The organism is Cobetia sp. 1AS1 (assembly GCF_029846435.1).
Taxonomy (GTDB): domain Bacteria; phylum Pseudomonadota; class Gammaproteobacteria; order Pseudomonadales; family Halomonadaceae; genus Cobetia; species Cobetia amphilecti.
Window position 1 is genome coordinate 545,977 of record NZ_JARWKU010000002.1, and the last position, 15,226, is coordinate 561,202.

Consider the following 15,226-nt stretch of genomic DNA (forward strand, 5'->3'; position numbering starts at 1 on the left):
CGTCACAAATGAAAATAGACGGCGAGTAAAATCGCGCAAGTGAAATTTTTCAGTATTTTTTCATTTATATGTAAATTGATTGTCTTCCGACATTAACTTCTTGAAATACAGAGAAAATAACGCCACTGCGCAGCCTGGCCCGATGGTGGCAGGCCAGCGAACAGAGGCAGGAGGGGGATAGAGAGCGGAGTCGAGGTAGGAGCAGGGAGGGGGCAGGGATAAGAGTCGGGAGGTGAAAAAGGGGACAGTGCTCATGTCCTGGTGTATCTCTCCCAGCACGCTAGGCCAGCTCGGGTATCGCTTGCTCAGGCATGAAGTTCACGCCCCATCACACGCAACGCCGTGTGCCAGCGTGAGTTTCGGGGCTGGCCATTGTTTTCCGCGGCTTGGACCCAAGGTCATGTTCACTGTTTATTCGAATGAGTGAATGCATTGCTCATCCTGACCCGAAAGTTCACCGGAAAAGGAAAGCACCTCCATGGCACTAACCACATCTTCGTCAGCGTCCGTCTCCGAGATCATCGTCGACTCACTGCTTGAGGCCGGCGCCAAGCGTTGCTATGGCATCGTGGGTGACACCATCAACCACTTCACCGACGCCATTCGGCGCTCCGAGATGGAGTGGGTACATGTGCGGCACGAAGAGGTGGCCGGTTTCGCGGCAGGGGGCGAGTCCTTCATCAGTGGCGAGCTCTCCTGTTGTGCCGGTACCTGCGGGCCGGGCAGCACGCACTTTCTGAATGGTCTGATCGAATCACATCGTAATGGCGCACCGGTGGTGTTCATTGCCTCGCAAATCGATACCAGCGAGATGGGCGTCGGCTTCCCGCAGGATGTGGATCAGAAGGCGCTCTATTCCCAGTACAGCGTGTTCTGCGAGTACCTGACCAACCCCGAGAATGCCCGCCGCATGGTCGCCATCGCGGCGCAGAAGGCATTGGCCGAAGGCGGGGTCGCGGTGCTGATCGTGCCGGGGGATCTCTTCACCCAAAAGCCCAAGGGCTCGCTGCCGTGGCGTGCCCATCGCTTCGCGCCGGTGATTCGTCCCGGCGAGCAGGAGCTGGCCGCCGTCGCCGAGGCGCTGAATGCGCCGGGTAAGGTGTCGATCTATGCCGGTATCGGCTGTCAGCACGCGCAGGAGGAAGTACTGGCGCTGGCACGACGGCTCAAGGCGCCAATAGCCTGGACGTCGCGCGCCAAGGACTTCATCGAGCCGAACAATGAACTCGAAGTCGGCATGACCGGCGTGTTCGGGCTGCAGGGCGGCTACGAGGCCGTCGCGGAATGTGACACCTTGCTGTTGCTCGGTTGCAGCTTCGCCTGGACCCAGTTCTATCCGGACAAGGCGACGGTGATTCAGGTCGACCTGGACCCCGGCAAGATCGGTATCCGCCACCCGGTGGATATCGGGGTCGTCGGTAGCGTCAAGGACACCTGCGCGGCGCTGCTGACCCGCGTCGATCCGCGTGATGACAGCGCCTGGCTCGACAGCTGCCGCAAGAAGTATCTCGAGGCGCGTGACGATGCCGCTGTCACCTCCGATGACGAGCGTCTGATCCACCCGCAGGAGCTGACACTGGCGCTGGATCGCCATGCCAGCGAAGACGCCGTCTTCACCGCCGATGGCGGCAGCCCGATGGTGTGGTGCCTGCGTCATATTCGGGCCAACGGCAAGCGCCGCACGCTGCCGAGCCTGATGCATGGCACCATGGCCAATGCCTACCCTCAGGCCATCGGCATCCAGAAGGCCTACCCGCAGCGTCAGGTGATCGCCATGTGCGGCGATGGGGGCCTTGCCATGCTGATGGGGGACCTGCTGACCCTCAAGCAGGAGAAGATCCCGCTCAAGATCGTCATCTTCAACAACAGCACGCTGGGCTTCGTCGAGCTCGAGCAGAAGGTCGAGGGCATCCTGGATACCTACACCGAGCTCGAGAACCCCGACTTCTCGCTGCTGGCACAGTCGATGGGGCTGTGGGGGCGTCGCGTCGAGGAGAAGCACGAGCTGGATGAGGCGGTGCAGAGCCTGCTGGCCCAGGACGGCCCCGGGGTGCTCGAGGTCAAGGTCAACCGCATGGAGCTGGTGATGCCGCCGCATGTGGAGGCCGGCCAGGTCGCCTCCACCGCGCTCTACTCCGCCAAGGCGGTGCTCAATGGCCGTATGGATGACGTGGTCGACCTGGTGCGCAACAACTTCACCAAACGCTGAGCGCATGACATGAGCCGGTAAGCTGCTCAGTTGTCTGTGCGAAGCTGATGCGAAAGAAGGCCCCGATCCTGTGGATCGGGGCCTTCTTGTGGGTGCGGCTATCGTCCTGTGACTCAGGTCAGTTCGTTACGTAGACCAGTGCATTACGTAGACCGCCTCGCGGCAACGAACAGCTCATGGCGTCGTTCACTTCCAGACCTGGGAAGCGAAGCCGCGCCAGTAGTCATCCATGTCGCGATAGCTGGTCATGTCATACAGGCTGAACTTGCGATTGAGGCGAGCGCCACCATCGCGGGTCAGCGGGTTCCAGGCCAGGCCGACAGTGTCGCGGCTGGAATGCATGAAGAACGCATCCAGCGGCAGCACGATGTAGAGGCCCTTGTCGAAGCTACCCTCGCCGAAGTCGTCGCCGGCATCGGTGAAGGTGGCCCAGGCGCCCATGCGTGCGCCATTGGCGAAGCCGCGTGAGACATCCAGCGTCATGCCGACATCTTCTGCCAGGTAGCGGCCGAAGCTGGCCTTGGCCAACACGTCTTCATAGCCGGTATCCCAGTAGATGCTGGCATGGCCAGTGGTGGTCGAGTAATCGCGCAGGCCGAACTGTTGATCGAACTCGCGCTGCTTGACCCAGTTCACATCGACTCCGTAGGCCAGTGGCGAACCCAGCGGGCGATAGAGCACCTCCGCGCCGACACCGGCATACATCATCTCCAGAATGCCGCCGTAGGCCATGCCGTACCAATCGCGCCCGAACTGGTGAGTGCGGGTGTACTGCAGGTTGTCGATGCCGACGTCGGTCTCTTCGATATAGCGACCGATATAGGAGCGAACCCTGGGCAGCTTGGAGTCCGAGATGTAATCGAACTTGTCGAAGTTGTCGAACAGGGTCAGCTGTGCCGAACCGGAGAGCCAGCCGTGACGATCGGTACGCCAGGCAGCGGAGCCGCGCAGATAGGCCTGATACAGATAGCCATCCGGGCCGCCGATGTTCTGGTTGAGGCCAGGCGAGAAGCCGGCGCTCCAGCGATCATCAGGATTCTCGAGCAGCACCTTTTCACCGCTGTAGCGGGCCGCACCTTCGCCATCCTCATCAGTCGGCTCGGTGGCCGCCAATGCATAGACGCTGTGGGTATAGCGCAGCTGCTGGCGCGCATCGTGTCCGGCGCTGACGACATCGGCGCGCGAGTGGACATCTTCGCGCGTGTCCAGGCCGCCAGACCGCAGGCGGTAATGGAAGCTCTCGAAATAGTCATCCAGTCGGTTGTGCAGCACGCGGTTGGCGCGCCCTTCGGCCTGAGCGGTGGAGCGGAAGCGCGTGCTCTCGCCACTGACGATCAGCGCCGTTCCCTCACGTGAGAGGCTATCGACACGAATGCCCGATTGCGCCTGGATCTCGCGGGAAAGTTCAGGCCAGCTGACCTGGTTGCGCGCGGGGGCCTCGGCATTCAGGCGCTCCGGCGGGCTATCCAGCTTGGCCTGCGAGAGCCCGGCGAGATCCACCCCGAAGTTGACGCCGAACATCGCGGTATTGCCACGCTCCCAGCCGGCCTTGACGGTCAGGTTGTCGGTCACACTCAGGCGGGCGCCCAGGTTGATCGGGCTGTCCTGCTCTTGATTGTTGTCCTGCGGCTCGCTCTGATAGTCATTGCCATCCAGCTCTGCCATCAGCACCAGCGGGTCCCACGGTGTCTGCCATTCCACGCCGCCGAAGATACCGACATCGCCCTTGAACAGGCTGTTGAGGGAGAACTCACCGCCCTGATCACCGCCGGTCTCGCCACGCCCGGGGCGGTCGTTGTAGTTGTCACGCACCCAGCCGAGCGGGTTGCTGATATCACCGCGTGAACCGAGATAGCCCCAGCCCAGCCCCAGCGTGAAGTCGAGGTCATACCAGCGCTTGCTGGCGACCAGGTATTCACTGCCGAACAGGCTGGTACCGCCCATGTCGCGCAGGCCGACCGCGACTTCGGGCAGATAACGGCTCTCTTCCCACAGGCGGAACTTGGCGTCGACACCCTTATCCAGGTAGTCACGGTCACCGGCGATGGCTTCGCCATACAGGCGGTTGGTGACTTCCGTGTAGCGGAAGCCGACCTCCAGCCAATCGAGCGGCTGCAGGCTGACGTTATAGCGTCGATACGGTTCGACCTGGCTATAGGAGAAGTGAATGCTGCCCGGTTTCTGCATGCGCGCGGTCGGGGTCTGCATCAGGCCGACACCACCGAAGTCCGATTGCCCATGCCCCAGGCCGCTGAGACGCGTCTCGATCGGCTGCGGACCATCCAGCAGGCCGGCGTAGCTCATCGGGGCCAGCAGCACGCCCGCACTGAGCATGGCCAGCTGCCGGATGGCGCGCGTCAAGGGGGTGAACCGGGCACGCGCCGGTGCCATGGAAGAGAAGTGCGAATGATCCATGCTGTCTGCTGCCATCCTTTGCCTGCCTGAGCACGAGGCGTCCTGCTGTGTCATTGTCACGTCGCTCATGGAGTGTCGCCCTGAGGGAGGGAGCCACTGTCCTTGTCATCGCGGTGATCACTGTCATTACGGTCATCACTGTCAGCGTATTGCCGCGCTACCTGTAGATAGTCGCGCTGCTGCGGCTCTCCCGTGATGGCGTCCACGCTGCGGCACTCCTTGCCCGGCCATTGCAGACTCAACCACTCGGGCAGGCTGCGATTGACCCAGGCGGCGGCCGCCGAGATACGCGGCATGTTGACCACGACACGGTCGCCCGGCGCCAGCGTATAGGGCTGGTCATTCCAGGCGCTGATGCCGCGGACGATGATTCTGCCGCCCAGCGTGATGACACTGGCGTGTTCCGAGTCCGCCTGCGCGCCCGGCAGGCCAGCGATGGCGTCGTGCAGCGTCAGCCCGGGGCGCCAGTCCAGCTGGCGCACGCCAACGGCACTCCAGAGCTGAATGCGCGTCTCGGTCTGACATTGGCCTATCCAGTCACCCGTCGTGAGCGGGATGTCCAGGCGCGGAAAACGCCACAGAGCGATGGGATCGATCCGCCCGACCTGACGCCCCTCGACCGACGTGCGGCCGATGATGCGCATCCAGTGCTTGAGGCCTTCAGCCGACAGCCGATCATCAAAGACGGCCTGCGAGCTCAGTTGACGCAGCTCGAAGAACAGGCGACGCCCCAGCTCACGTGTCCTGTCGCGTGTCTGTTGGGTGGCCACGAACGCATGCGGCCACTCGATACCATTGGCATTCGTCAGCACGCCGAGCTGGCGCGATAGCGCCTCACTGATGGTCAGTGTCTGGGCGCTGGCATCCTGGTCTTGGGATGGGCCTTGCGATGCTGCCGGAGTCTCGCTGGCCAGCGCTGCGCCAGGCAGCAGGAATGCACCGCAAGCAGACGCGAGCATCGCGACGCCAAGGGCGGCCTTCAGACGTTCATGCAGATAGCTTTTCACGACACCTCGACGGGCAAGAGACACGACACCTCGATGGACAGAAGACACACTGCCGACTCGTGCAGCCGGGGCGGCATGATCATGGCGCTGAAAGAAAATTTCTTGGCATTTACCACCAGCCACGCGCGACCTCCCAGCTCCAATAATGAGAATTCGGCCAGGGTTGAACATCCGCCGCCCAGATTCTTGGTGCCGCATTGGCATCAGTCGCGGGGGGGTCATTCACAGTAGCAACCGCATAGCGATTGACGCTACGCGAGCCATCTTGCCAGAGGATGTTTTCCTCACACTGGGCAACTGTCTGATCGCCCAACGGCAAGGCCTGCACGGCGGGAGCCGCGCATTGCCAGCTTGCCTGGCCCTGCGCATAGCCCTCTATCCCATCGGCGCGCTGCCAGCGTGAGTGAATCACGTAGCTGGGCGTGGATTCGCCCCTGTCCAGCGCAGACATCAGCGTGGCCAGTGATACGTCGCGTCGCATGTCCAGCAGGTCGGTGTCGAAGCCGGCGGTACCGCTCAGCCAGCCGTTCTCCAGACGCACGAAGGCATGATCCGCGGTTTCGAAACGTGCCAGCTCTGTCGTGCTCGAAGGCTGTCTTGCCATCGATTCAACAGGCGTGGCGGAAGAGGGCAGGGCTGCCAGAGGTGTCAGCCCTGTGTGTTCTTGCTGATAGGGCGCGTCCGTTGCGTCCATGTCTTTGCGGGTCGCTGTCTCCAGAGACGCCAGCACCACCATCCCGGTGTTGCCGTCATAGCTGAAACGCAGCGTGGCATAGGGCAGGGCGCGCGCACGCTCGGCATCGAATTGATCGCTGCCGAGTATTGCGCTGGCCGTCTGCCCCAACTGCCCCTGCTCAAGCGCCGAGCAGCCCCCAAGCATCAATGCGCCGGACACAAGCAAAGGGGCCGCCAGGCGGCCCCCCATCATGATGGATGTCGGCTTCATGGTGATCAGAAGGTACCTGTGGTGCCGGTGGTGCCAGTTGTGCCGGTAGACCCTGTGGTGCCAGTCGTTCCGGTCGTACCCGTTGTGCCAGTGGTACCGGTGGTGCCTGTCGTGCCCGTTGTACCGTCGCCATCACCCGGCTCGCCGCCTTCATCCGGATCACTGCCGTCATCGGGATCGGTCGTGCCGGTAGAGCCTGTGGTACCGGTCGTGCCGGTAGTACCAGTCGTGCCGTCGCCGTCACCCGGGTCCGTGCCATCACCCGGATCAGTGCCACCGTCGCCACCATCGCCCGGATCAGTGCCACCGTCGCCACCATCGCCCGGATCAGTGCCACCGTCGCCGCCATCACCCGGATCAGTACCACCATCGCCGCCGTCACCCGGATCAGTGCCACCGTCGCCACCGTCACCCGGATCAGTGCCGCCGTCGCCACCATCACCCGGATCAGTACCGCCGTCGCCACCGTCACCCGGATCAGTGCCGCCGTCGCCGCCATCGCCCGGATCAGTGCCGCCGTCGCCACCGTCACCCGGATCAGTGCCGCCGTCGCCGCCATCACCCGGAACAGTACCGCCATCGCCACCAGTGCTACCGCCACTGCTGCCGTCACCACCGGAGGCGACGGTAGCAGCGACGCCGACCGCCGCCGCCAGGCCAGCGGCGACAGCTGCAATGGTGCCAGCGGCCATGCCACCAGCGGCGCCAGCGCCTGCTGCCGCACCGCCAGTACTGCTGCTTCCTGTGCTGGTAGATCCTGTGCTGGAAGGTGCCGAACCTGTCTGAGCCGGTGCTTCACTTTCGGCACGGGCTATCCCGGCAACCAAAGGAGATAAGGCCAGTCCCGCGATGACCAATGTTGTAGCAGTACGTTTCATGTGCGTTCCCTTGTCTTCCCGTGTAGGAAATTCTCACGCTCTCTGTGTTGGCACAGGCGCTGATATGACTTGCTGGGCGATTGATTCTTTATAAGAAACAATAGAAGGTGTTGGAGACTTGTCGTGCACAACGTTCTATCGCCTCGTGAGACAGATTTCAATACGCGAATGTTGTGGAAATTAACAGAGTTCAGGTTGTTGGTCGACTGACATCTAACCGTAAACAACCATCGAATATGATGATCGCGGCATCATGCTTGACAAGAATGGCCTCGGGCTCTCGACAATAATCGCAAGAAATGCGAGTCGGTAAAAATTGGCCAATCTCGGAAGAGAGCATACGGGCTTGAATTCTGGGTCGTGAAACTCGTTATCTTTATCGGTAAGCCCATTTCAATACTGATTGATGATGCTTTGATGGGAAGGCTAGTCATTTTGTTATTGGTTAATTGGTACTTTGTGTAAATGTTTCGTTTCTGATTGATGCTGATGCGTATCGCGGTCAGCCGTGGCCGAGCTCGGTGTCTCCTTTTGGATACGCAATGATTCATGATCTAATGCCCTGCAATGCGGCTCCTGGCGCCCAGCGGTCCACATAATACTAAAAATATCAGTCATTTAGGTGTTATCGTCTCGCTTTCATGCCTTGGTGGGCGGCAGGGGAATATGAATAAAGGGTGGAACGAGAGTCCCAGAATGCAGTATCATGCGTCCCTTATTGAAAAGGCTGTGTTTCTTTTTTGCGACACAGGAAGGATGGGTCACCGGTGGAACGTCACGCCGTGTTGACGACACGCAGGAAGGATCTTGCGCTTGCGGTGCTGGTGTCACTACCAACGCCCGATAGATTCTCTCCTCAGCAGTGTCGGTAATAGGCTGTCATGGCGTGTCAGCCATTGGATTTGTAGTGACTGGTACCATCAAGGCAGTGCGAGCCGATAGGGTTGTACAAGTCTTATTAGTTCGAAACCTGAATCCTGTACTCATTTGAACAAAAACAAGTCCTCATCTGATAGCACTGGCGATCTACAAGACGATTGCTCTGCTAGGGTTTGTTGCGTCTTGAATTTCGGGATTACCTTTCTGGTTGTTAAGTATTAGCTAATTGAAATTTGTGCTCGATATCTGTCCACGAGTTCAGTGCGCCGGGTTTTCCTCAAGGGGAATGATCTTGCCTTGAATTCGTGTTGCCACTCGTAGCAAGGCTTTCTTGCGTCAGTGAAAGATTGATGCTGGCTGGGAAACAGGTGGCCAGGCACGACACAAGCTGGAAGACATCAAGATCTTCATGCCAGGGCCTCAGGGATGCGCCGTCAACCACCCTGGGGCGGTAGCGTGCCCAAAACCAGCTCACGCTCACGAAAGGTCATGGGGGCGGAGAGGCTTATCACCGGGCTTGCGCAATGCAGGCCAACATCAGACAGCTCAGCTCTCTGGCTGTCCTCGAGATTCACCCTGCGCATCCTTTTCTACATTTTGTCTCTTCACCCTGACTCTTCACCCTGACTGGCATGTCGGGTCTGGGCTGCTGAGCCTATTTTCGGTTGACGACTTTCGATTGACTACGTCGCGGCCTGACCACGACGCCTTCTCTTCCAGGGCAGCATGAGGCTGCCCATTCTATCTTGCAGTTTTCGGGGGTTTTACATGATCAAGGTCACCATGTTTGGCAAGGGCTGTGCGCTGTCGCCGCGTCCCCGCCTGGCAATGACCACCGCGCTGTTGATTGCCATGTTGTCTACCACGGGCTGTGCTTTCGCCCCCGGTGGCGATATGGACTATCAGACAGAAACGGCCCCGCTGGATGATGCGCTTGAGGTCAAGCCGATCACCTTTGGCATGGTAGATGCCCTGAATGACAGTCGTGGCCAGGGCCAGCGTGACAATCAGCTGCTTGAGCAGCAGCTGGCCGATTACGATTACCGCATCGGCCGCGGAGATGTGCTCAACATCATCGTCTACGATCACCCCGAACTGACCATCCCTGCAGGCTCTGAACGCAGCGCCATCGAATCCGGCAACAGCGTGCACAGCGATGGCACCATCTTTTATCCCTACATCGGGCGCGTCAAAGCAGCGGGGCTGACGGTCAAGGAACTGCGTGCCGTCATTGAGCGTCGCCTTTCTGGTTATATCGCTTCACCGCAGATTGATGTGCAGGTGGCGGCATTCAAGTCCCAGAAGGTCTACGTCACCGGCCAGGTGCAAACGCCGGGAATCCTGCCGATCACCAATGTACCGCTGACCATCCTCGATGCCGTCAATCAGGCGGGCGGCCTGTCACCGCTGGCCAACTGGCACGACGTGGTACTGACGCGTGATGACAGTGATGAACACTTCTCGCTGTACGACTTGCTGCAGAATGGCGCACTGAGCAACAACCGCCTGCTGCGCGACGGTGATGTGCTGCACATCCCGGATGTGGGCAATCAGAAAGTCTACGTGATGGGTGAAGTGCAACTGCCGGGCAGCCTGGCAATGGGCAATTCGCGTATTTCGCTGACAGATGCCATTGCCCAGTCCGGTGGCATCGATGAAGGCCAGGCCGATGCCAAGGGCATCTTCGTCGTGCGGCGTGCTGATACCAGCACCGGCAAGCTGGCGACCGTCTATCAGCTAGATGCCCGCGATTCAGCAGCCTTCGTGATCGGTGCCGAATTCATGCTGCAGCCTTCTGATGTGGTCTATGTCACCGCAGCGCCGCTCAGTCGTTGGAACCGTGTCGTCAATCAGTTGATGCCGACCCTGACCGCCGTCTATCAGGTGACTCGCTCCGCCAGTGATTTCGATGATTTGCGTAGTGATGATTGATCCGCGCCAGCATCTTATTTCCCTGTTCATTACCATCTACCACTGGTTCTCACGAGAGCCGCAGCACTCGAAGGGTGTTTCATGAATCAGACCCCGCAACATACGGCCACTGGGGCGATGCCAACGGCAGCCACTCGCGACAACGCTGACGATGCGATTGATCTGGGGCGCTTGTTTGGCATCTTGGTTGATCATAAGCAATGGATCATCGCGATTACTGGCCTGTTTGCCGTCATCGGGGTGATCTACGCACTGTTGGCGACACCTATCTACAAGGTCGATGCCCTGATACAGATTGATGACGCGCCTTCGACCAACCCGCTGGCAGACGTCAACTCGATTCTGGGTAAGGAGCCGCCGTCCCAGTCCGAGATCGAGATCATTCGCTCTCGAATGGTGCTTGGTCGCGCGGTGGACCTGCTCAACCTGGATATCACCGTCACGCCGAAGCGACTGCCGCTGCTGGGGGATTTCCTTGTGCGCCGCGGGGTGGAACGTCCGAATTTTGCTCAGGGCTGGGCAAGTACCTGGGCAGGGGAGAGTATCACTGTCAGTGAAATGCCTGTCGATGACGCCATGCTGGGTAGCACCATTACCCTGCGTGTTGTTGATGATGCACATTACGAGCTGATCCAAGACGGTGAGTTGCTGGGCAAGGGGCGCATCAATCAGCTGGACAGCTTTGCCGATGGTCAGCTCAATCTGCGTGTGACCTCCTTGAATGCTGCGCAAGGCGCGGAATTCGCGCTGACCCATATCAGCCGCATGCAGGCGATTGAAGATCTGCGTAGCTCCTTCTCCGTTGCAGAGCAGGGCAAGGAAACCGGCATTCTCTCTTGGTCGATGACTGGTGAGAATCCGCGTAAGCTGCAGCGTATCCTGAATACCATCGCGGATATCTATTATTCGCAGAATGTGCAGCGTCAGAGCGAAGAAGCGCGCAATAGTCTTGAGTTTCTCGATAACCAGGTACCCAAGGTGCGGGCCCAGCTGGATGCAGCGGAATCGCGCCTGAATGAATTCAGAACCTCGCGTGACAGTGTGGATCTCTCGCTGGAAACCCAGTCGGTGCTGGAGCGCATCGTCAATCTGGAAGCCCAGGTCAATCAGCTGGAACTGACCGAGGCAGAGATCGCCAAGCGTTATACGCCCAGCCACCCGACTTACAAAGCACTGCTCGAGAAGAAGGCGCAGCTCAAGCGTGAGATGGATAAGTTGAATGCCCAGGTGAAGAACCTGCCTGAAACACAGCAGGAAGTGCTGCGCCTCACGCGCAGTGTCGAAGTGACCCAGGCCATCTATGTTCAACTGTTGAACAAAGTGCAGGAAATGGAGATTGCCAAGGCAAGTACTGTCGGCAATGTGCGTATCCTGGACGATGCCGGTATCTTGCCGCAGCCTGTCAAGCCGAAGAAAGCCATGATTGTGATCATCGCGACACTGCTGGGTGGCATGCTCTCCGTGGGTGTCATCTTGTTGCGTGCAGCCTTCCGCCGTGGTGTGGAATCGCCAGACCAGCTTGAAGCGCTGGGATTGCCAATGTATGCCACCATTCCGCTCTCGGATGAGCAGGGCAAGCTGAGTCGCAAGGTAAAGCGTGCGACGGACAAGCACTCACGTCAGATTCCCAATGGCTTGCTTGCCGCGCGCAATCCGGCTGACCTAGCTATCGAGGCGTTACGCGGCCTGCGTACCAGTTTGCACTTTGCAATGATGGAAGCCCCTACCAATACATTGATGATTACCGGCCCCAGCCCGGGCATAGGCAAGAGTTTTGTTGCTGCCAACCTGGCGGCCGTCTGTGCCCAGTCAGGGCAGCGCGTATTGGTGATTGATGCCGATATGCGCAAGGGCCATATGCATTCCATCTTCGATGAGCGCTCCGAGTGTGGTTTGAGCGATTACCTGGCAGGCAAGAAGTCGTTGGAAGATATCATCCGCTCGGTTTCCGCACTTGAGACACTCTCCTACGTAGCGCGTGGCATTGCGCCCCCTAATCCCTCTGAGTTGTTGATGAGTGCACGTTTCCAGGACTTCCTGACTGCCGTCAGCGAGCGCTTTGACCTAGTCATCATTGATTCTCCGCCGATTCTTGCTGTCACCGATGCTGCCGTCATTGGTAAGCATGTAGGGACGACACTACTGGTGACACGTTTCGAAGTGAATGCGCCCAAGGAAGTGGAAGTCTCGCTCAAGCGCCTGGCAGCCTCGGGCATTGTAGTAAAAGGCGGAATACTCAATGCGATGGAGCGCAAGGCCGCAGGTGCCTATGGCGAAAATTACGGCTATTACAACTACAGCTATAAATGATTTCACTTCATTTTGCTATCAGCTGCATTGATTTCGAAGGGAACCAGATATGAAAGAAATAAGCTCTACTATGGAGCATCAGCGCCGTTATTCGCGTCATTACGAGCGCCTGCTTGCCAGCAAGCGTCTGCAGACATTTTTTGGTGTGCTATTGGTAGTGATATTACCGGCTATGTATCGCTGGGGGGTTGACTTCTGGAATACCTCCACGCTAGCACAATGGAATGCGATTTTGGGTACTGCTGCGGCCTTTACACTGTCTCTTACTCTGATCAATCGTCTATGTCAATTGCCGGGGACACGTTCCTTCACCTATGTCATCCCGACAGTGGCAGCTTCCTATACCTTGCTGATCATTATTTGCGGGGTATTGGAAATTGAAGTGTCTCGCCTCCAGGTCGGTATCTCATTCGCACTGGCGATCATCTTTGGCGGCGCTTTCTATTATGTCGATAGCAAACTGACCACCAAGCGTATGGCAGTGGTACCTTTCGGCAAGGCGCCTGCGTTGTGTGATGATCACAGCAAGTCAGTGTATTGGTATCAGCTGGAGGCCCCGACACTTGTGGGTATGAAGCGTATCGATGCAGTAGTCGCGGATTTACGTGCGGATCTCCCGGAAGAATGGCAACGCTTCCTTGCTGACTGCACGATTCACCGTATTCCGGTCTACCACGCCACCCAGGCGCATGAAATGATTACCGGTAAAGTGCTGCTGGATCACCTCTATGCCAACGAATTTGGCTCGCTGACACCGCGTGAAGACTATGAAGTCATCAAGCGTGGCATGGATATTCTCGCTGCCTTGGTTCTGATTCCGTTGTTGGCCCCCGTCATGCTGCTGACTGCGCTAGCCATTCGCCTGGATAGCCCCGGCAAAGCATTATTTTGCCAACCTCGGATGGGGTTCCATTGCCGCCCATTTACGGTCTACAAGTTCCGCAGCATGTATACCAACATGAAAGGCACTGGTTTCACCCAGGAAGGTCATGATCCCCGTATCACACGCGTGGGACGCTTTATTCGCAAGTGTCGTCTCGATGAGCTTCCCCAATTATTCAATGTCTTGAAGGGAGACATGAGTATGATTGGTCCACGCCCGGAATCCATGTCTTTGACGGAGTGGTATGAAAGAGATGTGCCATTCTTTCACTATCGCCATGTTGTTCGTCCTGGAATTACGGGTTGGGCTCAAGTAGAGCAAGGATATGCAGCAGAAGTTGAGGGTATGATTGAAAAGCTAGAATATGATTTTTATTATATAAAAAATTTCTCTTTTTGGTTAGATTTATTAATTTTAGTGAGAACTATTAAAACGGTTGTTTTTGGTTCAGGTGCAAGATAACCATGGTTTTTTTAAAACAAAACAAGGTTTTAATAACCTCATTTATAAATACAGCATTTGCTAGAGGGGTTTCAGCAATAGGTTCAATTCTACTTGTTATAGTAGTAGGGAAAAAATTTGGCGCCTCTGGTGTTGGTTTATTTGTTTTTGTGCAAACCATTTACTTAGGTGCTGCACTTTTGGCTCGATTAGGTATAGATGCTTATCTAGTAAAAAGAATTGCACAGTCATTAACACTAAAGCAAAAGATAGATATATTCTTTTCGTCCGTAAGGAGGACTTTCTTAACTAGTTTAATATTTTCTTTTGCTATTCTTGTACTGTCAGGCAGTATATCTAAATATTATAATGGCGAAAATTTGGATGAATATTTATATGTTGCCGTAGCTTTAGTGCCTTTTACCACATTATTGTTTGTTGCCATTGGTTTTATTAGAGGGATAAATAAACCTGGCTTAGCTAGTATTTTTGAAAATGGTTCCGTTTCATTAATTTCAGTATTACTGTTTTTATTGATTGAGGAAGTTTATTCAGACGCAACTCTACTTTATTTCTTCTTTTGTGTGTTGTTCTCAACCATTTTCTCATTGCTTTTAAGCTTACTCGTTGTAAAAAAAGACATAGAAATTGGGCTGGCTGATTTTATATATAATCTCTTTATTAAAGAGACAAGTGCAGACAAAGTGGTTAATTACGACTTTTTTTTTATTAGTGCTATTCAGTTTTCGCAACAGATAATACCAGTTTTAGTAGCATCATATTTTCTGACAGAAGCAGAACTGGGTTTATTGAAAGCTAGTGAGAAAGTAGCATTAGCAATAGGTTTTGTTGCGATGATAACAAATACAGTTATGCCTGCAAGGTTAGCTAGATCATTTTCAAAAGGTCACAATGCGGAATTCTTATATAATGTAAGGTTTGGGTTTTTAATAAACGCGATACTTGCTATTCCACTAGGAATAATTGCCGTCTTATATTCAGAAAATTTAGTTGCCATGCTCGGTGATGACTTTGTGGGGAGCGGATATCTACTTTGTATATTCGCATTAGCACAAACATATAATGTTTTGTTAAATCCATCGGTGTTTATATTAAATATGACTGGTAATGAAGGAGTAACCAAGAAGCTGTCTATATTTGCACTATTCTTATCTCTTACATCCATGCCTTTTCTTATGCTCTACTTCGGACTTTTTGGAGCAGCTTTGAGTATTGTTCTATATCTCATAATACAGAATAGCTTGGCGTTTTATAAAATGCTTAAAGTACTAAAAAACCTGGCCGCTTAAATTAATTCGAATTGAG

Annotated in this window: 9 protein-coding genes; 5 read left to right on the forward strand and 4 right to left on the reverse strand. The window is 56.2% G+C overall.

The genetic code is table 11. The features are described from left to right. Positions 1-478: 478 nt before the first annotated feature. Complete coding sequence (locus tag QD280_RS06170) at positions 479-2,209, forward strand: thiamine pyrophosphate-dependent enzyme (RefSeq protein ID WP_279838627.1); 1,731 nt, start codon at positions 479-481, stop codon at positions 2,207-2,209. Positions 2,210-2,395: 186 nt separating this feature from the next. Here the strand turns inward: QD280_RS06170 and QD280_RS06175 are convergent, their stop codons facing one another. The 4 genes from QD280_RS06175 to QD280_RS06190 all read right to left on the reverse strand — a co-directional run bounded on the left by QD280_RS06175 (position 2,396) and on the right by QD280_RS06190 (position 7,269). Continuing rightward, positions 2,396-4,624: a YjbH domain-containing protein gene (locus tag QD280_RS06175; protein WP_279838628.1), complete on the reverse strand. Its 2,229-nt coding sequence runs from the start codon at positions 4,622-4,624 to the stop codon at positions 2,396-2,398. Between the two features lie 65 nt (positions 4,625-4,689). Continuing rightward, on the reverse strand, positions 4,690-5,631 hold the full coding sequence (locus QD280_RS06180) for a capsule biosynthesis GfcC family protein (protein WP_279838629.1): 942 nt from the start codon (positions 5,629-5,631) through the stop codon (positions 4,690-4,692). Between the two features lie 109 nt (positions 5,632-5,740). Continuing rightward, positions 5,741-6,577 (reverse strand): hypothetical protein, encoded by an 837-nt coding sequence (locus QD280_RS06185; protein WP_279838630.1) that lies wholly within the window; start codon positions 6,575-6,577, stop codon positions 5,741-5,743. Between the two features lie 5 nt (positions 6,578-6,582). Next, positions 6,583-7,269: a hypothetical protein gene (locus QD280_RS06190; RefSeq protein WP_279838631.1), complete on the reverse strand. Its 687-nt coding sequence runs from the start codon at positions 7,267-7,269 to the stop codon at positions 6,583-6,585. A 1,833-nt stretch (positions 7,270-9,102) separates the two neighbouring features. Here QD280_RS06190 and QD280_RS06195 point away from each other — a divergent pair. The 4 genes from QD280_RS06195 (at position 9,103) to QD280_RS06210 (ending at position 15,210) form a co-directional block, all read left to right on the forward strand. After that, positions 9,103-10,266 (forward strand): polysaccharide export protein, encoded by a 1,164-nt coding sequence (locus QD280_RS06195; RefSeq protein WP_279838632.1) that lies wholly within the window; start codon positions 9,103-9,105, stop codon positions 10,264-10,266. An 81-nt stretch (positions 10,267-10,347) separates the two neighbouring features. Further along, positions 10,348-12,576, forward strand: a complete 2,229-nt coding sequence (locus tag QD280_RS06200) for a polysaccharide biosynthesis tyrosine autokinase (RefSeq protein WP_279838633.1) — start codon at positions 10,348-10,350, stop codon at positions 12,574-12,576. A 49-nt stretch (positions 12,577-12,625) separates the two neighbouring features. Beyond that, positions 12,626-13,921, forward strand: coding sequence for a sugar transferase (locus QD280_RS06205; RefSeq protein ID WP_279838634.1), 1,296 nt, complete (start codon positions 12,626-12,628; stop codon positions 13,919-13,921). A 2-nt stretch (positions 13,922-13,923) separates the two neighbouring features. Next, the gene (locus QD280_RS06210) at positions 13,924-15,210 is read left to right on the forward strand and encodes a hypothetical protein (RefSeq protein WP_279838635.1); all 1,287 of its coding nucleotides are present in this window, start codon (positions 13,924-13,926) and stop codon (positions 15,208-15,210) included. Positions 15,211-15,226: the final 16 nt, after the last annotated feature.

Coding starts and splice junctions, on each gene's coding strand:
- QD280_RS06210 (WP_279838635.1), top strand. CDS start 13,924: ATGGTTTTTTTAAAACAAAACAAGGTTTTAATAACCTCATTTATAAAT.
- QD280_RS06170 (WP_279838627.1), top strand. CDS start 479: ATGGCACTAACCACATCTTCGTCAGCGTCCGTCTCCGAGATCATCGTC.
- QD280_RS06175 (WP_279838628.1), bottom strand. CDS start 4,624: ATGGATCATTCGCACTTCTCTTCCATGGCACCGGCGCGTGCCCGGTTC.
- QD280_RS06185 (WP_279838630.1), bottom strand. CDS start 6,577: ATGAAGCCGACATCCATCATGATGGGGGGCCGCCTGGCGGCCCCTTTG.
- QD280_RS06195 (WP_279838632.1), top strand. CDS start 9,103: ATGATCAAGGTCACCATGTTTGGCAAGGGCTGTGCGCTGTCGCCGCGT.
- QD280_RS06190 (WP_279838631.1), bottom strand. CDS start 7,269: ATGGCCGCTGGCACCATTGCAGCTGTCGCCGCTGGCCTGGCGGCGGCG.
- QD280_RS06205 (WP_279838634.1), top strand. CDS start 12,626: ATGAAAGAAATAAGCTCTACTATGGAGCATCAGCGCCGTTATTCGCGT.
- QD280_RS06200 (WP_279838633.1), top strand. CDS start 10,348: ATGAATCAGACCCCGCAACATACGGCCACTGGGGCGATGCCAACGGCA.